The sequence below is a fragment of the Pseudosulfitobacter sp. SM2401 genome (assembly GCF_042932805.1).
GTDB lineage: Bacteria > Pseudomonadota > Alphaproteobacteria > Rhodobacterales > Rhodobacteraceae > Ascidiaceihabitans.
On sequence record NZ_CP170633.1, the window covers coordinates 3,928,887 to 3,948,957 of the forward strand.

Consider the following 20,071-nt stretch of genomic DNA (forward strand, 5'->3'; position numbering starts at 1 on the left):
GTGGCTCCCTAGCGATGTCAAAGGACGCTGCGGACCAGCGACACGGCCCCAAGGCCGATCAGCAAAGTCAAACAGGTTGGGCGGTAATAAGGTTGTAGGCGGGGTGTGAACAGGCGCTGTCCAATCAGGACACCGATCACACAAGGTAGGATAAACGCGAGGCCGCGTAGGGTGGATGTGGTGTTCATTGTGCCAAACCACAGGTGCATGCCAAACGACGTGAACGAGCCGATGAACAGAAAGGCGACCAGCGTGGCGCGCATCTTGGCGGGTTCATCGTTGCGGGCCAAAACGTAGAGGGCCACGACCATGCCGCCGATGCCTGCAAGGCCGGTGACGACGCCGGCAATTAGGCCAGTGATCAGGGTGCCGGATTTGGTGCTTAGCTGCGGGATGCGCAGGCCGGTCAGTTGCAAAAGCGCCAGCGCGATCAAAACCACCAGTGCAATCTGCTGCGAGATGGCCGGATCAACGGATGTGGTCAGCGCAAGCCCCCCAAACAGCCCAAGGACCGACCCCAGCACCAGCGTCACAGCTGCGCGCACATCGGCGCCCCCCCAGCCGTGGCGCAGCATCACGAGGGACGCGGCCAGTTCCAACCACCACATAACGGGGATCAATTCGACGGGTGGTAGGATGAGGACGGCGAGCGCGAGGCCAAAGGCAGAAAGCGCAAAGCCGGTAAATCCACGGACCAATCCAGCCGCAAAACAGATCGCCGCCAAGGCGATGCCTTGGGACGGGGTCAATGTTAATGCGGCCCAGAAATCAGCCATGCGCTGCCTGAAGGGCGGTGACGGCGATCATGTGCAAGACGTCCTCGGCGACACAGCCACGCGACAGGTCGTTCGCAGGTTTTGCAAGGCCTTGCAGGACCGGACCAATCGCTGTGGCCCCGCCGATGCGCTGGGTGATTTTGTAGCCGATGTTGCCCGCATCAAGGTTCGGGAAAATCATGACGTTGGCGTGGCCTGCGACGGATGAACCGGGTGCTTTGCTGTCCCCAACTGATGGGACAAAGGCCGCGTCAAATTGCAATTCGCCGTCGACATTCAGCTCAGGGGCTTGGTCGCGCACAAGGGCAGTCGCCTCGGTCACTTTGTCGACTTTGGGGTGGCGGGCTGATCCTTTGGTCGAGAACGACAGCATCGCAACTTTGGGTGTTTCGGCCAACAACGCCGCACAGGATGCTGCGGACTGTTGGGCGATGGCGGCCAATTCCTCGGCGGATGGATCGATGACCAAACCGCAGTCGGAATAAATCATGCCGCCGCGACCGGACGGGTGACCGTCTGGCAGAACCATCAGGAAAAACGACGACACGAGCGGCGCGGCTTTGGATTTTCCGATGACTTGCAAGGCCGCGCGCACGGTGTCGGATGTGGTCGCTACCGCGCCCCCGACAGTGCCGTCAGCGTGGTCATTGCGCACGAGCATCGCGGCAAACACCAGCGGATCAAGCGCTTGTTTCTCGGCGGTCTCCATCGACACACCTTTGTGCTGGCGGATGTCGAAATAGGTTTGGGCGACCTCGGCGGTCAGGGTGGATGTGGCGGGGTCTTCGATACGGATGGCATCGCTTGGCGCGGATCCAATATCGGACAATTGTTTGGTGATGTCGGCGGTGGGGCCAACCAGAATGATCGTCGCAATTCCCGCTGCTACGGCGGAAACGGCGGCAGCCACGATCCTGGGATCGTGGCCTTCGCTTAGAACGATGCGGGCAGGGGACTTGGCTGCGCGTGTCTGTAGATTGTCCAGTACACTCATGGCTGGTCTCCTGCCGTTATTTGTTCGTTTGCAGTCACTTAGACAACTTGCTGCTGCATGTCGTCTTTGTTGATGCCTGCAACTTCAACCGGGTTCTTCATCGCGTCACGACGGAACGGGTCACCCAGTTCTTGGTTGATCATGGCTTCGATCAGCGTGGTGATGCCGTTTTCCATTTGATCTTTGATCGCTTGGGCCAGGGCTGCTGTCAGTTCGTCTTGGGTGCGGGCAACAACGCCTTTTAGGCCACATGCGTTCGCGATACCGGCGTAGGATACTTGCTCGTCCAACTCTGTGCCAACGAAGTTATCGTCGAACCAAAGTGTCGAGTTACGCTTTTCAGCGCCCCACTGGTAGTTGCGGAACACGATCTGTGTGATCGCAGGCCAGTCGCCACGGCCGATCGCTGTCAGTTCGTTGACAGAGATACCGAACGCGCCGTCACCAGCAAAGCCAACAACCGGAACGTCTGGACGACCGATTTTTGCGCCAACGATGGACGGCAAGCCGTAACCACATGGACCAAACAGGCCCGGTGCCAAATATTTGCGCGATTCGTTGAACGACGGGTAGGCGTTGCCGATTGCGCAGTTGTTGCCGATGTCGGACGAGATGATCGCCTCGACTGGCAATGCTGCTTGGATCGCGCGCCATGCCATGCGTGGTGCCATCCAGTCAGGTTTGGCTGCACGTGCACGCACGTTCCAGTCGGTGCCCGGATCGTCTTGCTCTTCGGTCATGGAAGTCAATTCCTGAGCCCATGCAGATTTGGTTGTCGCGATCATGTTCTTGCGATCTGCGCGGCCCGTGTCGCCAGCACCGTCAGCCAGTTTGGCAACGATAGAGTTTGCAACCTTGGCGCTGTCACCAACGATACCAACAGTGACTTTCTTGGTCAGGCCAATGCGGTCAGGGTTGATGTCGACCTGAATGATCTTGGCGTCTGTTGGCCAGTAATCCATGCCGTAGCCTGGCAGTGTCGAGAACGGGTTCAAACGTGTGCCCAGTGCCAGAACAACGTCTGCTTTGGCGATCAATTCCATGCCGGCTTTTGAACCGTTGTAGCCTAATGGACCTGCGTACAGCGGGTGGTTGCCCGGGAACGCGTCGTTGTGTTGGTAGCCAACGCAAACCGGTGCGTCGAGCGCTTCGGCCAGAACGCGGGAGGCCTCGATGCCGCCTTTGGACAAGATTGTGCCAGCACCGTTCAAGATCACTGGGAACTTGGCAGAAGACAGCAAATCAGCTGCGTTTTGTACCGCAACGTCGCCGCCCTGTGGCAATTCAAAGTCGACGATAACCGGCAGGTCGATGTCGATGACTTGTGTCCAGAAATCGCGTGGGATGTTGATTTGTGCCGGACCGGATGCGCGCTTGGCTTGCATGATCACACGGTTCAACGTCTCGGCGATACGGGATGGATCGCGGACTTCTTCTTGGTAGGCCACACAGTCAGCGAACAGGTTCATCTGTTCCATTTCCTGGAAACCACCTTGACCGATTGTTTTGTTAGCGGCCTGTGGGGTAACCAAAAGTACAGGAGTGTGGTTCCAATATGCCGTCTTAACTGCAGTCACGAAGTTTGTGATGCCCGGACCGTTTTGCGCGATCATCATCGACATTTTGCCGGTGGCGCGCGTGAAACCGTCAGCCATCATGCCGCCGGATGTTTCGTGGGCGCAGTCCCAGAATTTGATACCCGCGTCAGGGAAGATGTCGGAAATTGGCATCATGGCAGAGCCGATGATCCCGAATGCGTTGTCGATGCCATGCATTTGCAGCGTTTTTACAAATGCTTCTTCAGTGGTCATTTTCATGAGGAAACTCCTAAAGGATGTGATTTCGGGTGATTCACGAATTCTCGCAGACAGTACGGATTCGTGGGGCCGGTCGTTAGGACCAGATTCTATTTCCGGATAGCTCCAGATGTTTGTGCATCGCGTATGGCCTGCGCAACAATCGCGACGCCATCAGAAATGCGGGTTGCAGGGATGGACGAATAGGCCAGTCGGTAGAAGTGTTTTGGACGGTCATCACCGCCGAAAAACGACTCGCCCGGTTCGATCAAAACACCTTGCTTTTGCAAGGTAGCAGCCAGTTGCACAGTGTCCACATTTTCGGGCGCGCGCATCCAGAATGACGATCCACCATAGGCCCCTTGGCCAGCGATTTGCAGGTCATTTTCCGCGATCGCGTTCTGCATGGTTTCGCGACGTTCGTGCAGGGCGGTGCCCATACGACGGATCAGCGCGTCGTAGTGGCCTAGCGATAGGAAATACGCGGCGGTGCGTTGGATATGCCCTGGTGGGTGGCGCAGAACCGATGCCCTAAGCGCGCGTGCTTCTTTGATAAATGGTTCTGAGCCGACCAAGTAACCGAGGCGCAAACCGGGGAATAATGACTTGGAAAAACTGCCCACATAGATCACGCGACCGTCCGTATCGAGGCTTTTGAGCGCAGGAGACGGCGGTTTCAGGAACGACATTTCGAACTCGTAATCGTCCTCGACAATCAGCGCGTCCATCTCGCGGGCACGGTCCAGCAAGGCGCGTCTGCGATCCATCGGCATGGTGCCGTTAGTGGGGCATTGATGGCTTGGTGTTGTGAAGATTACGTCAGCGTCGGGGGGGATCGCATCGGGGGGTAATCCATCCTGATCGACCCGAACGGGTGCCAGATGGCACCGCGACTGAGACAGGATGTCTCGCAATGCGTGATAACAAGGGTCTTCGAACGCGGCTTTGCGGCGCTGGGTCAACAGCACTTGGGTGGTAAGCCACAGCGCATTTTGCGCGCCAAGCGTGATTAGAATTTGCTCGGGACGGGCCGAAATTCCACGCCGCGGCAAGGTGTGGCGAGCAATAAATTCGATCAGCTGCGGGTCGTCTTGATCATAGTAATCCGTGGTCAGCGGGGTGAAATCGCGCTGGCCTAAAGCTTGCAACGCACACAGGCGCCAGTTGGCGTGATCGAACAATGTCGGGTCGGCTTGGCCGTAGATAAACGGGTATTTGTACTGTGCCCAGTCCTGCGGTTTGCTGGGGGTTTGCCCACCGGAATAACGGTTGCCAATTGCGCGCGTCCAATCGACGGCGTCAGGGCCGGACGGGGCCGGTTTGAACGCGGGCGGGGCAGGGGCGTTGCGCGACACGTAGTAGCCTGAGCGCCCGCGCGAGGTCAGATAGTCGTTCGACAACAGCTCTGTATAGGCCAGCGTCACGGTGATGCGACTGACGCCCAAGTGCAGCGCCAATTTGCGGGTCGAGGGCAACTTTTCTCCGCTTTGGAAACGACCTGACAGAATCCCTTGGGCAATCATCTGCTGGATCTGGCTTTGCAGGGTTCCTTGATGATCCGGGTGCAGAAAGAATGTTTCGACGGGTAGAGCCATAACGGGCGTATACTTTGGATATATTGGGTTTGCAAACTGGACTTATAACCAGATGAAAACGCAGGGAAATTCCTGACAGTGGAATTACCCTAGCACACATTAATTGAGACCGCACGTCTCAATTTCTATAAAAATGGTAATATTTTCAATCCGTGCGGGCGATTAACGGGCCCCTTGGCATCCGAGAATACCTGATATTGTGGGTAAAGTGCGCAGATTCAGGCCGAATGTGTACACTTCTGACCGGAGCAAAAGGCCGAAATCCAGCCGAAAATAGACAACTGTACAGTTTGGGGCGAAATCTGTGCTGGTCTTCTTTGGTCGACCATCCGGTTGCCGGAAAAAGCAGGAAAATGGTTAAGCTGGCGCTTTTGTCGCAGGGCGGCGCGTAAATACGCATCCGCACCATATTTGTGCAACGCGGGTTTGCCTGGTGCCCGAAAATCGGCGTCACTGCCGTATAAGTAACAAAGTAATTGAAGCATGAATAATAAAGTAATTGATACACGTAGCGTCGGACTGGATGTTTCGCTTGGGCCGGTTAGATGTGTGTGCGGGCAATTCCGGCCCTGCGCAGATTGCCTACACGGACCGGTTGTTCAAACTGTTGCCTGATAAACCTTGCCGTATTCTGGATATCGGAGGCGGCGCTGGTGAGACGGCGCGCAAGTTGATTGCGCTTGGTCATCAGGTCGAGATCGTCATTCCCAGTGCCTTTCTTGCCGGGCGGTGCCGCGAAAATGCGCCGGAGGCGATCATTCACGAGGCCACGTTTGAAGAGGCGGATGTGCAGGGTGTTTTTGACGTCTGCCTGTTTTCCGAAAGCTACCAATATATTCCGCTGGATTGGGGGCTTTCGAAATGCCTCACCCTGCTGGCGGCGCACGGGTGCATCGTGATCTCTGACTGTTTTCGATGCGAGAGCTATGCGCCTGACAATGTTCTATCTACTGTTGGCGGTGGTCATCCGATTTTGGACTTCCGCGATCTGCTGAAAACGACGCCGGTTTCAATCACGCACGAAGAAGATATGACAACGCAGGTGGCCCCGTCTGTCGAAATTGAACAAGGGCTGTTCAATGTTGTGGGCTATGCCGGACAACGGATCGATGGCGCGCTGGAGTATAAACGGCCGTGGTTGCGTCGAGTGATCCACTGGGTTTTGCGCCGCTTTATGAACGACCGTAAGTGGGCGCGACTGGATCGGCGGTTTAATCAACAGACCCGAAACGCCGAGGTTTTTGCAGCTAACAATACCTATCTGATGATGGTGTTGGAACGGGTCTAGCCCAGCGGCTGCTCCTTGTTCTGGGCGAGTTGAAGTGCATTTATGAATGGCAGCTTCGAGCCCAAAATTCACGATTCTTCACGCTGAACTTCTGCTTGCATTTAGGTATAAATTAGATCGTACTAATCTATCGAAATTATCGCACAAAAATTACGCTTGTAATCAATTTGGCGTAGGCAATTTCTGTACAGCCTTTTGGGGTGTGTCAAACGTCATGCTGGCCAGAGGATCGTACAAAGGTGTTAGCATCGGTTCGATGAATTGAAGTCATGAAGAAATTTATCGACACGTAAGCAGGCATCATTTACTGGTTAACGAGAGGCCAATTATAGGGGCCCGGCGGGTTGGTCCCACACCATGATTTTCATAGAGCATATTGTATCTAGATTTACCTTCAGGAGAAATATTCAGTGTTTAGAGCCTATTTTTTGAGAGCGTCATTTTTAGCGTTCCTAGCGTTGTTCACCACACCTGCATGGGCGAGTTCGTATCTAATTGTTTGGGTTCATAACAACACCGGAGCCGCTAGAACATTGCAGCTCATCCCCGGGCATTGCTATACCGGAGAGCACGCGAACGAAACCTTCACAATTCAGCCAAATGGAAAATTTCATATAGGCGTACAGCGCGACCAAGGCTCTAGGTGTGATGGAGACCAAGGCGTATTTTACCTGAAGTATATGGATGGACCAGACAAGGATTGGCTTCTACGGTATGATTTCAGCAACAATGGTTGGCTTTCCAGCAACCAGGGCACCTCGTGTAAGGCGGTAGGCGATTGTGACGATCGTTATACGCATTCCTCGGACAGTGTTTGTGGCGGTGCTTTTACCACGAATGAATCGGTGAAATACGATTGGACGAGTTCTAATGTAGAGACTTATCAATTCTATATATTTCCTATGTGTGTCGACTGGTAATTCGGACAACTTTAGTGAGCCGGAACGAAGCTGCGTGTCAGGTGTCTTTGTTTGATTTGGACGAAGAGACAACTCGTGTTGTGGTATCCGCACGACCAAAGGCAACTTTGTCCGCATGGCAGACATTCCCACGCCACAAAAAAGGCGGACCCGAAGGCCCGCCTTTTCGGATCGTGGTGTCTTAGCGTTTAGCCAAATACGCGACCCAATGCGTTGTCGACGGCGCCGACGATTTGGTCGATGTCGTCTTTGGTCGCGATCAAAGCTGGCGAGAAGCACAGCGTGTTGTTTTGACCGGGCAACGAGCGGTTGGTGGCCCCGATGATGACTGCGTTTTTCATGCAATCGCCAACGACGGCTTTGACCAGATTTTCGTCCGCTGCTTCGCGGGTGACGCGGTCTTTGACCAGCTCAACACCAAGGAACAAGCCCTTGCCGCGCACGTCGCCAACGACGGCGTGTTTGTCGGACAAAGCGTGCAGTTGATCCAGCATGTAGTCGCCCATCGCGGTGCAGTTTTCGAGCAAACCTTCGTCTTCGATGATCCGCATGTTTTCGATCGCCGCTGCTGGGCCAGCCGTGCAGCCGCCGAACGTTGAAATATCGCGGAAGTAGCTGAGGTGGTCAGAGGCGTTGTCTTTGAACATGTCGAAAACGGCGTTTGTGGTGACGAGGCACGAGATTGCCGCGTAGCCGGACGCCACACCTTTGGCCATCGACACCATGTCTGGCTGGATGCCGTAGTGCTGGTAGCCGAACCATGTGCCGGTGCGACCGACGCCGCAGACGACTTCGTCGATGTGCAGCAGGATGTCGTATTTTTTGCAGATTTCCTGGACGCGTGGCCAGTAGCCCTCGGGGGCCTCGATCACGCCGCCGCCAGCTGTCACTGGTTCTAGGCACAGCGCGCCAACAGTGTCAGCGCCTTCGCGCAAGATGATCTCTTCGATCTGGTTGGCGGCCCATTCGCCGTAGTTCTGTTCTGGTGCGCCGGCTTGTTCGTGCTTGCGGTATTCCAGGCAGTGCGGGATGCGCACAAAACCCGGTGTGAAGGGGCCGTATTGTGCGTTGCGTTCGTCTTGGCCACCGGCTGACAGGCAGGCGATTGTGGTGCCGTGGTAGTCGCGGTCACGGTACAGGATCTTGTGCTTTTTGCCGCCGTATTTGTTGTGTGCGATCTGGCGCACCATTTTAAAGGCTTTTTCGTTCGCCTCGGAACCGGAGTTTGCGTAGTAGACGCGGTCCAGGCCCGGCATTTTGGAAACCAGTTTTTCAGCAAATAGCGCGCCCGGGATCGTGCCTGCGGTGCCGCCAAAGAAGTTCATCTTAACAATGGCATCGCGCACGGCGTCGCCCATTGATTCGCGGCCGTAGCCAACGTTGACTGTCCACACGCCACCGGCGACGGCGTCGATGTGCTCAATACCTTTTTGGTCCCAAACGCGCAGGCCTTTGCCCTCAACGATGATCTTGGGATCAGCGCCGGTGAAAAACTGTTCGTGCTGCGTCAGGTGATGCCACACATTCGCGCGGTCGGCTTCGACAACGCGGCTGATATCGTTTTCGTTAAATGTGCCGTCCATGGTCGGTGCTCCAGTATTTTGTGGAATATCAGTGAATTGAGGGCGGATTCAGCCCGTCTTGAGGTTAGATGACTGAAAAAGCGGCGATTCCGATAGGGCCAGTTGATTTCATCATATAGCGCCAAAATGCAGGGCCTGTCAGCGGATTTGATGGGGGCACGCGGAAAAAAGCGCAATATAACAACGACGCTACGTCGTTTTCGGTGTTTGAAAGTGGCGTGTATGTGAAATTTGGTTTTTGTAAATTGCGTTAAAAACCGTTGATCCTGATCTGAATATCGGTTCGGATCGGCGCAGCGTTGCAGCCCGTCTTGTTATTCGGGACGCACATGCGCATGGTGAATGTTCACCTAAGCTAAAACGAGCGCCACACAATGTGGTGCCAACACGGGAGAGACGAATGACTTTCAAGACAAAATTGATGGGTGCAGCAGCATCAATCGCAATGATCGCAGGCGCACAAGCGGCATCCGCAGATGGCCACGGCGAAATCACTGTCGGCTATTTCCTTGAGTGGCCAATGCCAATGTTGGCCTCCAAAGCCTCCGGCGCATACGACGAAGCACTGGGCATGACAGTAAACTGGGTTTCCTTTGAAACCGGTACAGCAATGTCCGCAGCCATGGCATCCGGCGACGTTCAGTTGTCCGTATCCCAAGGTGTTCCACCGTTCGTAGTTGCAGCCTCCGGCGGCCAAGACATCCAAGTTCTGGACGTTGCGGTTTCCTACTCTGACAACGACAACTGCGTAATCGCAGCTGGCCTTGAAATCGACGCAGACTCTGCTGGCGAATTGGCCGGCAAAAAAGTTGCGGTTCCTTTGGGCACAGCGGCTCACTACGGTTTCTTGCGTCAAATGGACCACTTCGGTGTTGCCCTTGATTCACTGACAATCGTTGACATGGCACCACCAGAAGGTGCGGCAGCACTGGGCCAAGGCGCAGTTGATTTTGCTTGTGGTTACGGTGGCGGTCTGACGTCCATGCGCGAGCACGGCAACACATTGCTGACAGGCGCCGAAAAAGAAGCCTTGGGCATCTTGGTGTTTGACGTAACATCCGGTCCAGCGGGCTATGTTGCTGAAAATGGCGACGTTGTGTCCAAATTCTTGGCCGTGACTGCTGCTGCCAACGCCGAATGGAATTCCAACCCGAACGACGACATGCTGGCCGTTATCGCCGAGCAAGCCGGTATGGATCTGGAAGCTGCACGTGGCGCGATCTCCACGATGAAGTTCCCATCCGTTGACGAGCAACTGTCCGAAGTATGGTTGGGCGGCAACGCTGCGACATTCATGAAAGGCGTTGCAGACGTCTTTGTAACTGCTGGTTCCATCGATTCATCTTTGGACAGCTACGAGGGTGCGGTTAACGCAGGTCCTTTGGCTGCAACCAAGTAAGTTACTGAGTGCTTCGGGGTTCGGCGCAAAATCGCGCCGGACCCCTTTTTGATTAGAATGAGAAATCGAAAAAACGGGGAATACCCTGTATCATCTGCCTAATTTACGGCAACCGACAGGTGGGAAACATGTCCGGACTATCAATCGAAAAACTCTCAATGCGTTTTGATCTGCCTGGCGGCGGATCGGTTCAGGCATTGAAAGACATCACGCTCGACCTCAAAGCAGGCGAGTTGATGAGCGTGCTGGGGCCATCGGGCTGCGGTAAAACAACATTGCTGAACATCGTTGCGGGCTTTTTGGCCCCGACCGAAGGCCAGATGGTTTTGAACGGTGACGTGATCCAAGGCCCTGACGCGCATCGCGGCATGGTGTTCCAACAAGGCGCTTTGTTTGAGTGGATGTCGGTGCGTGACAACGTCGGCTTTGGTCCCTCGATGAAGGGCATGCCCAAAGGCGACAAAGCCGAGGTCGTGGATCACCTGCTGGACGTTGTTGGCCTGCAAGATTTCAAAGAAAAAGCCGTCTATGAATTGTCCGGCGGGATGCAGCAGCGTGTGGCTTTGGCCCGTTGTCTGGCCAATGACCCGGACGTGATTTTGATGGACGAACCGCTGGGGGCACTCGACGCGTTGACGCGCGAAAAGATGCAGTCGTTGGTTCTGAAGCTGTGGAAAGAAACCGGCAAAACGATCATCCTGATCACCCACTCGGTCGACGAGGCATTGTTGCTGGGGGAACGCGTCATCGTTATGGCCCCGCGCCCGGGACGTATTCACAAAGAATACCGTTTGCCATTCGCTGAAATGGGCGTCGAGGCGGATTTGCGTGAAGTTAAGAAGCATCCAGATTTCGCAGCAAAACGCGAAGAAATCCTGAACATGATTTGGGCTATGGAAGAAGAAATTATGGGTACATCGGAGGAAAGCGCATGATCCCTCTTTTGATTTATGTCGGCATCTTTGTCGGCTCGTTCTATATCGTCAACAAAATCCAGGGTGCCGGCGTAAAGGACTACACCTCGCTTAAGACCGTTACCTTTGGTGACGAAAGTGCTGTGCGCCCGAACCGCGCTGCGGGGGTCATTTCGATCCTTGCGCTGTTTGTGTTGTGGGGCATGTTCACGGGGTCATCCTTGTTGCCGCGCTTCATGCACATGCCCGGCCCATTCGAGGGCACAACGTCGTTCGAATACACCATCGCCAATGGCAATGATCGCGACACGGCCACGGTTTCGGTGCTGGTCCATGACCGCAAAGAAAAGCCGAAAGCGCCCGAAGTCGAGGCCGGTGACGGCTTTGCCAAAAACGACAGCATCACAGTTGCGAGCTATCGCACAAAGCTGGTCAACGTCTGGCAAAACGACGAGCAAACCAAAGCTGACGCACCGGTTGTGGAAATCAACGGCCAGTCGATCCAACGGGGCGGTTCTGTCAAAGTTGACGGCGGCGTTGTGAACTTGTCAGACAAGGGCACACCGAACTTTGTGCCATCCAAAGGCGCGCAGATGGAAGAGCTGTATTTGCCGTCCCCCGAGGCGACTTTCTGGCGCTTTATTCGGGTGGCCAAAGACGGTTTCCGTGACACGCCATTGCTGGGTCACCTCGGGTGGTCGCTGTATCGTGTGATCGCGGGCTTTATCTGTGGTGCGATTGTCGGCATTCCGCTGGGTTATGCCATGGGTCTTAGCAACTGGTTCCGCGGTTGGTTTGACCCGATCGTGGAATTCATGCGCCCGGTGCCGCCACTTGCATTGATCCCGCTGGTGATCATTTGGTTCGGGATTGGTGAGACCGGCAAGATCATCTTGCTGTTCCTTGCGGCCCTTTGGATCATGGCTATTGCGGCGCGATCCGGTGTGTCCGGTGTGAACATCGCCAAAGTGCACGCGGCCTATTCGCTGGGTGCCAGCAAGGCGCAAATCATGCGTCACGTTATCATCCCCAACTCGCTGCCCGAGATTTTCACCGGCGCGCGTGTTGCGATGGGCGTCTGCTGGGGCACCGTTGTTGCGGCCGAATTGGTTGCGGCGGAAAAAGGTGCTGGCATGATGATCATGGTCGCGGCCAAGTTCCAAAACACCGACATCGTGGTGATGGGTATCATCCTGATTGGTGTGATTGGTTTTGGCATCGATATGCTGATGCGCCAGGCAGAAAAGATGCTGGTGCCTTGGAAAGGCAAAGGCTGATCTAACGCCTGATCTGAACGAATGGAAACCGCGCCCGAAACGGCGCGGTTTTTTTATGCCTGCGCGTGGGGTTAACCCAATCCTGCCAACGCCAAAAGTGGCAAAAGCATCAGCACAAAATCCATCCCCTCGAACACGTCTGTGTCGTCTTCCTCGCCTTCTGACGCCTCTTCTGGTTCAAGCGGGGTGTTATCCGGATCAACCATCGGCAGCGGCATGGAATCGTCATCAACGGGGGCCGCCAAAGCCTGTTCCATTTCTGGCGTCCACACGGGTTTGTCGATGACGATCTGCATGATTTCGTGCGGCTTTAGGTCGGCCTGAACCACACCGTCATCCACGACCTTGTCACTGTCACGTTCCTGCACGGTGGCGGCCGCGTTTTTGTTGCCGGGAACATCGCCGTCTTCCACGCCTAGGACGGTGACGTCGATGTCTTCCGCGCCCATGATCAAGCCGGATAAATCCACGTCGTACGAGATGTTTTCATCCGCGTTCGAGGCGAAATACAGCACCATTTTGTCAGGCTCTGCAAAAGCGTGCACATTCAGGCTGCCGTTCGCACTAGAGGCTTCGGTTTCGCGCCCCTGCGCCCCGTCAAACTGGATGGCACGCAGGCCGGGCAGTTCTTCGTTCATCATTTTGAACATCTCGCCAGTGGGCGATAGGTTTTCAAAGGCAAAGCCACGCGACAGCGCGTTTTCGGTCAACTGAGACAGCGGCCAAACATGGGCTTGATCGACACCGTGATCGGTCAATTCCTCCACGATATTCAACAGTTCATGCGCGTTCTTGAGGCCATAGTCGTCTTCGCCAAAGTTGGCTGTGTTGGCCTTTTGATTATATTCGGTGATGTAGGATTTGATGCCGTCGAAATGCGGTTCCCAGTATTGCTCGATTGTGTTCAGCGCAAATTCGGGATCTTCGCGGGCGTCGTGATCACGTGTGTAGAGGTGGTTCACGACGGCATCGACGGCTTCGATTTCCTCGGGGCGGTCAAATTTATCCAGCAGCAATTCGTTGTTCACCGCTGTCCAGTTGACCGTGCCATTGCCGCGCAAGGCATTGTCGCTCAGCTCGAGGCCGTAGTCTTTTTCCAGCTGGGTGATGGTGTCCTGACCATCTTCGATATCGACGTAGCGGTCATCCAGTTTCGAGAAGTTGTAGTTCGTGCCGGCCTGCACGACGACATCGGTGTCTTCTAACCAGACGGTTTCGCCCTTTAGCGTGTCCAGCGTTTCGTCGATTACGGCAGCCATTCGCGAGGACAAGCGCCCGTATTCAACAGAGGTCATGCCGCCGCTGCCCCAGTATTCGTTGCCGATTTCAAAGGCGTCGATTTGCACGTCGCCGTATTCGCCGCGCACCACATCTGTGACAAAATTCTGAATAATTTCATCGTCAAAGCGGGCAAATCGGTTGCCGTTCAGATCGGTCGCATCGCTTAGGAAATTGCGCGTGGGCAGAACGATGGTGACGGATTTCCCTTCGGCTTGTGCGAAGTCGAGGAAATCGCTGAGGCCCACCAGTTCTTGTTCTTCGCCTTTGATATTGTACCCGACAGTGCTGTCGGGATTTTCCAAATCAAACATGAATTCGGTGATCGCGCCGCCCGGATAACGCAGTGATTCAACGCCCAGCTCGGCTGCTAGCGCGTTGAAATCACCGGACCCGTCGCCCAGTTCATCACGGTTGAATAAAAAGTTGCCGCCGAACGTCGTCGGTTGCACAGTTTGGCCGAGAACGGACTCGACAGAAAGTCGCATAGTCATCACTCACACCCCTGTAAATTGACAAGGACATGGGTAAGTGATGGATATTAATGCGCGGTGTGTTTGGTCCTGGAAATCAGAAATTACGAGGGACAAACTGTCTGTAATTTATGGATAATTTTCGACGTCTCGACTGAACAGGTCGCCAAGATTATGTGCTGACCCGCTTGTACAGGTGCCACGTTGCATGCCCCAAAACCGGCATGCTGATGAACAGCCCCAAGAACGAGGGCAACATCGATGCAAAGGTGATCAGCCCAATGAACGCGCCCCACGCGAGGTACAAAACCGGTGCCTGTGCCACGGCAGAAATCGAGCTGAGCATGGCGGTCATAAAATCCACATCGCGGTCGATCAGCATGGGCATGCCCAGCACGCTCAGTGAAAACACCAGCACAGCGAACACAGAGCCGACGGCAGATCCAAAGGCGATCATGGTGAGCCCTTGCGAGGTCAGGAACACGTCAAGCGAGCTGGAAATATTGGTCATCGGTGACAGGCCAAGGAACAGGGCAAAGATCATGTGCCCCAGAAAGAACCAGAATAAAAAGATCACCACGATGATTGCGGCCAGCCACGGCAATTGTTCGTTTTTGAATGCCCAAGTTGTGCGCACCACACTGGCAAAGCTGACGCTTTGATTGGTTTGGCGGCGTCGGCTGATCTCGTAAAACCCGACGGCGGCCAAGGCCCCCACCAGCGGAAAACCCATGACCGCGAGCACCAGCCAGAATGTCTGTCCGGTGGCGTATGTGATCCAGCCCATCGCGAGGCCCGCAAAGACGTAAAAGCTGGCGAAAAAGACGGCGGTGAAGGGCGTCGCGATGAAGTCCCGCAAGCCTTGGTGCAGGCTTGTCGTGATGTCGACGAGGGTGGGTTTGCGCAGGGTCGGCGCGCCGTGAGGTCTGGTGTGCATAAGGGCATTATCGCTGATGTGTCTGCGAATTTCATTAAAAAAACGGAGCAGGTGTGTCCCGCGCCCTTGGTTTCGATGCGGATGTTTAGGCCAGCGCATCTGCCCAAGCCAGTCGCGGCAGGATCACCCTAGCCGTGACGCGTTCCGCCTGCGGCTGCATTTGAGGCCCAAAGAGCCTTTGCATTGCCCAGGGGCGGGGGGAAGTGGAGCATAGCGGGATCGAACCGCTGCACTCAGGGTAGCCGCGCAGCGGATGCACGTAAGTCAGCCCATCTATGATGTGCAACCTGTCATCACAAAACCAAAGGGAGGTTTGGTGGAGCATAGCGGGATCGAACCGCTGACCTCCTGCATGCCATGCAGGCGCTCTCCCAGCTGAGCTAATGCCCCATCAGGGGTCCACGTGTGAACCCAGTCAGGTCGGTAACCAAAGTTACCGTGCGCCGCTATTAGGCGCTGAACGGAGCGGGATCAAGTGGAAAATCCCGCGCCGCGCGTTGTTTGTTCAGGTGTCGTCGTCGTCAGAGGCGACATCAGCGATTTCATCCAGTGAAACCGTATCATCGTCGTCTTCATCGTCGTCCAGAATATCGTCACCCAGATCTACGTCTGCTGTGTCGTCATCGTCCAGAACTGCGTCGTCTTCAGTCTCGGCCTCTTTGGCTTTGGCTGTAACGGCATCTTCGGCGTCCGCGGCGATCATGCGTGTTTTAGAGCTGTCAACGGTGACAGTTTCGCCCGTGTAGGGGCTGATGATCGGGTTCTTGTTCAGGTCGTAAAAACGTTTGCCGGAGGTCGGGCAAAGACGTTTTGTACCCCATTCTGCTTTGGGCATGAAAATCCCCTTTGAATCAGTGTGTGTGTCGACGGTTGAGCGCAAGTGCCATATGGTGCAGGCGCTGTCAAAGCCTAAAGGTACTTGGGATGAGTGAACATATACTTCAAGGGGCACCGGATGTCCCGCTGACGTTGCGCAGATCGGGCCGTGCGCGGCGTATTTCTTTGCGAATTTCGCAATTAGACGGGCGGGTGACGCTGACTTTGCCCAATGGGGTGCCCGAGGACGAGGCTTTGGCCTTTGCCCTTCAAAAAGAAACATGGATTCGCGGCCACCTTGATAAGCGCGAAGTCGACGTGCCGATTTCGATTGGCAGCCACGTGCCGGTTGGGGGCGAGGCCCACGAGGTGGTGCAGGGCACGGGCCGGCGTGTGGTGATTGGCGACGGCGTGATTGCGGTGCCCGGCGACGAGGCCCGGATGGGCGCGCGTTTGAAAGGGCATTTCAAGCAGATGGCGCGGGTGCGGTTGGTGCATTCGTCAGATTTTTATGCCGAGCGGTTGGGCAAATCCTATGCGCGGATCAGTATTCGTGACACCCGTTCGCGGTGGGGGTCGTGTTCGTCCGCAGGCACGTTGATGTATTCGTGGCGTCTGATTATGGCCCCGGATCAGGTGCTTAATTATGTCGCAGCGCACGAGGTCGCGCATTTGGCGGAAATGAACCATTCATCTGCGTATTGGGCGCAGGTTACGCGCATCTTTGGCGACTACAAACCGGCGCGTCATTGGTTGCGCACCCAAGGCAACGAATTGCACCGGTACCGGTTTGCGGAATAGGCGCGCGGGTTTGGTCTTGTAACCCGCGTCAAATGTGATCACAAAAAGCGGATGAGCAAATCTCCGATTTCGACCCCGACACCGACGCTTGCGATGTCCGCGCGTGCGACTGAAACGACACCTCCGATTGGGGCGGCGCACGACCGTGTGTATCGCCAGCTAAGATCGCGGATCATGTACGGCGACATTATGCCCGGCGTGGCGCTGACCCTGCGCGGGATCGGCAAGGAATTTGGCGTGTCGATGACGCCCGCGCGCGAATCTGTGCGCCGGTTGGTGGCCGAAGGGGCGCTGACCATGTCGTCGTCTGGCCGGATTTCGACGCCCGAACTGTCGAACGAGCGGATAGAAGAACTTGCTGCGCTGCGGGCCTTGATCGAGGTCGAACTGGCATCCCGCGCCTTGCCCCGTGCCCACATGGCGCTGATCGAACGTTTGCAGGCCATCAACGGTGCTGTGGCCGAAGCCGTCGCGCACCGCGATGCTGTCAGCTATATTCGTACCAATCTGGAATTTCACCGCACGCTGTATTTGCGCGCCCAAGCGCCGGCGATGTTGGCGATGACAGAAACGGTCTGGCTGCAAATGGGGCCAACGATGCGCGCGCTGTACGGCCGTTTGCGCCGGACTGAACCACCGCAATACCACCGTTTAATTATCGCGGCGTTGCGGGCAGGGGATGAACCGGGGCTGCGGTTGGCGGTGCGATCTGACGTGACCATGGGTCTGCGGATGCTGGCCAGTTGACAGGGCACGCCTGCGCCGTCAGATTGCGGCCATGACCTGCACCGTATTCACACCAGAATATTATCGCGCGCACTGATATTTCAGCGGCGCTCGTTCGGGTTTTTCACATAACATTGGCCGCGCTTTGGTGGTTGTTTTGTGTCCTCCGATAGCGTGGGGGAAGGCATAAAATGACGATTGAAGGTTTGAGCGTGCGAGGCGCAGAGGCTGCGGATTTGGCGCAGATTTTGCCACTGGTGCACGGGTTGGCGCGCCATCACGGGGATGAGCCCGAGGCGACGCTGGACAGCTTGGCCTGTGACGTTCGCTGGGGCACGATTTTTCTGGTGGCTTTTGTGGACGCGCAGATCGTCGGCTATGCGGCCCTGCTGCCCCTGGCGCAAATCCAGTTCGGGAAGCGGGGGTTGGACATGCATCACATGTTCGTGCAGCCCGCGTTTCGGGGGATGCGTTTTGGTCGGGCGTTGATCGACGCGGCGCAGGATGTCGCGCGTGACGCGGGGTGCACGTATCTGATGGTCGGAACCCATCCGGACAACGTTGTCGCGCAGGCGACCTACCTTGCGTCCGGATTTGCGGATGCGCCGGTTGGTGGGCCGCGTTTCGGGATGAGAATCGAACCGGTTACCTGACAAAAAGCGCGAGGGTTTCGCCCCCGCACCTTTGATCGTTGCAGATGCAGATCAGCGCAGGAATTGCACAATCGCGCTGGTGGCGGCTTTGCTGCGCAGGTCGACTTCGTGACCTGAGGGGTAGATCGCGTGTGACACTTTGCGTCCCGCCCGTTTAGCGAAATCGGCGCAGGCGGCCTGTGGGACAACTTTGTCTTTTGATCCGCTGACGATCAGCAACGGGGTTGCGGACCGTAGTTTGGCGCTGACCCCGCGCGCGCCGTCACAGCGCGGGGCAGAGGCGACCGCCTTGTGAAAACGCTGGCCTTGTTTCAGGGCGTCGATCACCACCCATCCGCCGTGTGAGCGGCCAAAGACCGAGACGGTGCCGTTGCTCCAGCTTTGCTGTTTGACCCATACGTTTGCCGCGTTCAATTCGGCGACGCGGTGCGGGACGTAGGGTTCGAAGGTGTCCAGATCCTTGGTCGTGCCTTTGATCTTGCGGCTGCTTTTCAAAATGACAGCGGCGTAGCCGTTTGCGGCCAGCGTCTTGGACCATTTGCGTTCGGGGGCGCCGACGCCGCTGGTCCAATGCAGCAAAATGACCGCGGGAAACGGGCCGTCGCCTTTGGGTTTGGTGACGGTCGTTTGCTTGTCCATGTTTTGGGCAAACGCGCTGGTGCTAAAGGTGGTGGCGAGGGCCAGTCCAAGGCACAAAATTGCAAATCTAAAAATACGCATACGAAACTCTCCTAAATATACGCAGGCCAGTAGGCCGAAAAAAGGAGCGTTTAGGAAGGGTAAATTTGGCGTGCTTAGGCGGCGAGCCCTTTGGACCCGAGGTCGAGAAACTTTTGACGACGGTCTGCGATCAAGGCTTTTTTGGATTTGCCGCCCAGTTCTTTGAGCATGTCGGCGATCTCGGCTTTGACCGCGTCGATGGCTGCGGGCCAGTCACGGTGTGCGCCGCCGAGGGGTTCCGGGATGATCCGGTCGGCCACGCCCAATTGCTTGAGGTCTTGGGCGGTCAAACGCAGGGCTTCGGCGGCTTCGCGCATTTTCTCGGAATCCTTCCACAGGATCGACGCGCAGCCTTCGGGGCTGATGACCGAATAAATCGAGTGTTCCAGCATCGCGACGCGGTTGGCGGTGGCGAATGCAACAGCGCCGCCTGATCCGCCTTCTCCGATGATCACAGAAATCAACGGCACGCCGATTTGCAGGCATTTTTCGGTGGCGCGCGCGATGGCTTCGGATTGGCCGCGTTCCTCGGCGCCTTTGCCGGGGTAGGCCCCAGCCGTATCGACCAGCGTGATCACCGGCAGACCAAAACGGCCAGCAAGATCCATCAGGCGGGTGGCTTTGCGGTAACCTTCGGGGCGGGCCATGCCAAAATTACGTTCGATCCGCGATTTGGTATCGTCGCCTTTTTCGTGGCCGATCACCATGACGGGCTGGTCGTTAAAGCGCGCCAAGCCGCCCATAACCGCGTGGTCGTCAGCAAAGTTTCGATCACCCGCAAGTGGGGTGTATTCAGTGAACATTTCCTTGAGGTAATCCTTGCAGTGGGGCCGTTCAGGGTGACGGGCCACCTGACATTTGCGCCACGGCGTGAGGTTTGCGTACAGATCAACCAGCATAGCGGCGGCCTTGGTATCAAGGGCTGCGGCCTCGTCCGAGACATCCATGTCTTTGCTGTCACGCGCCATGGCCCGTAGCTCTTCCGCTTTGCCTTCGATTTCGGCAAGTGGTTTTTCGAATTCCATGTACTGTGTCATTTGGATGCGCCTCGTGATGTGGTCTTTTGCTGATATATGGCGGGCAATGACGCGGTTTGCAACGCTGTGTGCCTGATGTAGCCTGAGA

At 56.1% G+C, this 20,071-nt stretch carries 17 protein-coding genes and 1 tRNA gene; 7 read left to right on the forward strand and 11 right to left on the reverse strand.

Annotation, left to right across the window (positions count from 1 at the left end; translation table 11 throughout):
* Positions 1–17: 17 nt before the first annotated feature.
* The 4 genes from ACFIO0_RS19315 to ACFIO0_RS19330 all read right to left on the reverse strand — a co-directional run bounded on the left by ACFIO0_RS19315 (position 18) and on the right by ACFIO0_RS19330 (position 5,161).
* On the reverse strand, positions 18–776 hold the full coding sequence (locus ACFIO0_RS19315) for a TSUP family transporter (RefSeq protein ID WP_390912028.1): 759 nt from the start codon (positions 774–776) through the stop codon (positions 18–20).
* The gene (gene pta, locus ACFIO0_RS19320; RefSeq protein ID WP_390912029.1) at positions 769–1,770 is read right to left on the reverse strand and encodes a phosphate acetyltransferase; all 1,002 of its coding nucleotides are present in this window, start codon (positions 1,768–1,770) and stop codon (positions 769–771) included. Before pta ends, ACFIO0_RS19315 begins: the two co-directional genes overlap by 8 nt.
* A 38-nt stretch (positions 1,771–1,808) precedes the next feature.
* On the reverse strand, positions 1,809–3,587 hold the full coding sequence (gene xsc, locus ACFIO0_RS19325) for a sulfoacetaldehyde acetyltransferase (protein ID WP_390912030.1): 1,779 nt from the start codon (positions 3,585–3,587) through the stop codon (positions 1,809–1,811).
* A gap of 89 nt (positions 3,588–3,676) precedes the next feature.
* Complete coding sequence (locus tag ACFIO0_RS19330) at positions 3,677–5,161, reverse strand: aminotransferase class I/II-fold pyridoxal phosphate-dependent enzyme (protein ID WP_390912031.1); 1,485 nt, start codon at positions 5,159–5,161, stop codon at positions 3,677–3,679.
* Positions 5,162–5,660: 499 nt separating this feature from the next.
* On the opposite strand from ACFIO0_RS19330, the gene ACFIO0_RS19335 reads away from it, so the two are divergent.
* Positions 5,661–6,449: a class I SAM-dependent methyltransferase gene (locus tag ACFIO0_RS19335; protein WP_390912032.1), complete on the forward strand. Its 789-nt coding sequence runs from the start codon at positions 5,661–5,663 to the stop codon at positions 6,447–6,449.
* Positions 6,450–7,557: 1,108 nt separating this feature from the next.
* On the opposite strand, the gene ACFIO0_RS19340 is transcribed toward ACFIO0_RS19335, so the two are convergent.
* Positions 7,558–8,952, reverse strand: coding sequence for an aminotransferase class III-fold pyridoxal phosphate-dependent enzyme (locus tag ACFIO0_RS19340; RefSeq protein WP_390912033.1), 1,395 nt, complete (start codon positions 8,950–8,952; stop codon positions 7,558–7,560).
* A gap of 400 nt (positions 8,953–9,352) precedes the next feature.
* On the opposite strand from ACFIO0_RS19340, the gene ACFIO0_RS19345 reads away from it, so the two are divergent.
* From ACFIO0_RS19345 to ACFIO0_RS19355, 3 genes are all read left to right on the forward strand, one after another.
* Positions 9,353–10,351 carry an ABC transporter substrate-binding protein gene (locus ACFIO0_RS19345; protein WP_390912034.1) on the forward strand — a complete coding sequence of 333 codons (999 nt, stop codon included), beginning with the start codon at positions 9,353–9,355 and terminating at the stop codon, positions 10,349–10,351.
* A gap of 128 nt (positions 10,352–10,479) precedes the next feature.
* On the forward strand, positions 10,480–11,286 hold the full coding sequence (locus ACFIO0_RS19350; protein ID WP_390912035.1) for an ATP-binding cassette domain-containing protein: 807 nt from the start codon (positions 10,480–10,482) through the stop codon (positions 11,284–11,286).
* Complete coding sequence (locus ACFIO0_RS19355; RefSeq protein ID WP_390912036.1) at positions 11,283–12,542, forward strand: ABC transporter permease subunit; 1,260 nt, start codon at positions 11,283–11,285, stop codon at positions 12,540–12,542. Before ACFIO0_RS19350 ends, ACFIO0_RS19355 begins: the two co-directional genes overlap by 4 nt.
* A gap of 71 nt (positions 12,543–12,613) precedes the next feature.
* Here the strand turns inward: ACFIO0_RS19355 and ACFIO0_RS19360 are convergent, their stop codons facing one another.
* The 4 genes from ACFIO0_RS19360 to ACFIO0_RS19375 all read right to left on the reverse strand — a co-directional run bounded on the left by ACFIO0_RS19360 (position 12,614) and on the right by ACFIO0_RS19375 (position 16,065).
* Complete coding sequence (locus tag ACFIO0_RS19360) at positions 12,614–14,314, reverse strand: hypothetical protein (RefSeq protein ID WP_390912037.1); 1,701 nt, start codon at positions 14,312–14,314, stop codon at positions 12,614–12,616.
* A gap of 151 nt (positions 14,315–14,465) precedes the next feature.
* Positions 14,466–15,230 (reverse strand): DUF2189 domain-containing protein, encoded by a 765-nt coding sequence (locus ACFIO0_RS19365; RefSeq protein ID WP_390912038.1) that lies wholly within the window; start codon positions 15,228–15,230, stop codon positions 14,466–14,468.
* Between the two features lie 314 nt (positions 15,231–15,544).
* Positions 15,545–15,620 (reverse strand) — tRNA-Ala (locus ACFIO0_RS19370).
* Between the two features lie 115 nt (positions 15,621–15,735).
* On the reverse strand, positions 15,736–16,065 hold the full coding sequence (locus ACFIO0_RS19375) for a TIGR02300 family protein (protein WP_390912039.1): 330 nt from the start codon (positions 16,063–16,065) through the stop codon (positions 15,736–15,738).
* An 89-nt stretch (positions 16,066–16,154) separates the two neighbouring features.
* Here ACFIO0_RS19375 and ACFIO0_RS19380 point away from each other — a divergent pair, with 89 nt between their 5' ends.
* The 3 genes from ACFIO0_RS19380 to ACFIO0_RS19390 all read left to right on the forward strand — a co-directional run bounded on the left by ACFIO0_RS19380 (position 16,155) and on the right by ACFIO0_RS19390 (position 18,226).
* Complete coding sequence (locus ACFIO0_RS19380) at positions 16,155–16,847, forward strand: YgjP-like metallopeptidase domain-containing protein (RefSeq protein WP_390912040.1); 693 nt, start codon at positions 16,155–16,157, stop codon at positions 16,845–16,847.
* Positions 16,848–16,940: 93 nt separating this feature from the next.
* Positions 16,941–17,594, forward strand: a complete 654-nt coding sequence (locus ACFIO0_RS19385) for an FCD domain-containing protein (protein ID WP_390915372.1) — start codon at positions 16,941–16,943, stop codon at positions 17,592–17,594.
* A gap of 170 nt (positions 17,595–17,764) precedes the next feature.
* Positions 17,765–18,226, forward strand: a complete 462-nt coding sequence (locus ACFIO0_RS19390; RefSeq protein WP_390912041.1) for a GNAT family N-acetyltransferase — start codon at positions 17,765–17,767, stop codon at positions 18,224–18,226.
* Between the two features lie 51 nt (positions 18,227–18,277).
* On the opposite strand, the gene ACFIO0_RS19395 is transcribed toward ACFIO0_RS19390, so the two are convergent.
* Both ACFIO0_RS19395 and ACFIO0_RS19400 read right to left on the reverse strand, forming a co-directional pair.
* Positions 18,278–18,946 (reverse strand): CocE/NonD family hydrolase, encoded by a 669-nt coding sequence (locus ACFIO0_RS19395; RefSeq protein WP_390912042.1) that lies wholly within the window; start codon positions 18,944–18,946, stop codon positions 18,278–18,280.
* Positions 18,947–19,020: 74 nt separating this feature from the next.
* Positions 19,021–19,983: an acetyl-CoA carboxylase carboxyltransferase subunit alpha gene (locus ACFIO0_RS19400; RefSeq protein WP_390912043.1), complete on the reverse strand. Its 963-nt coding sequence runs from the start codon at positions 19,981–19,983 to the stop codon at positions 19,021–19,023.
* Positions 19,984–20,071: the final 88 nt, after the last annotated feature.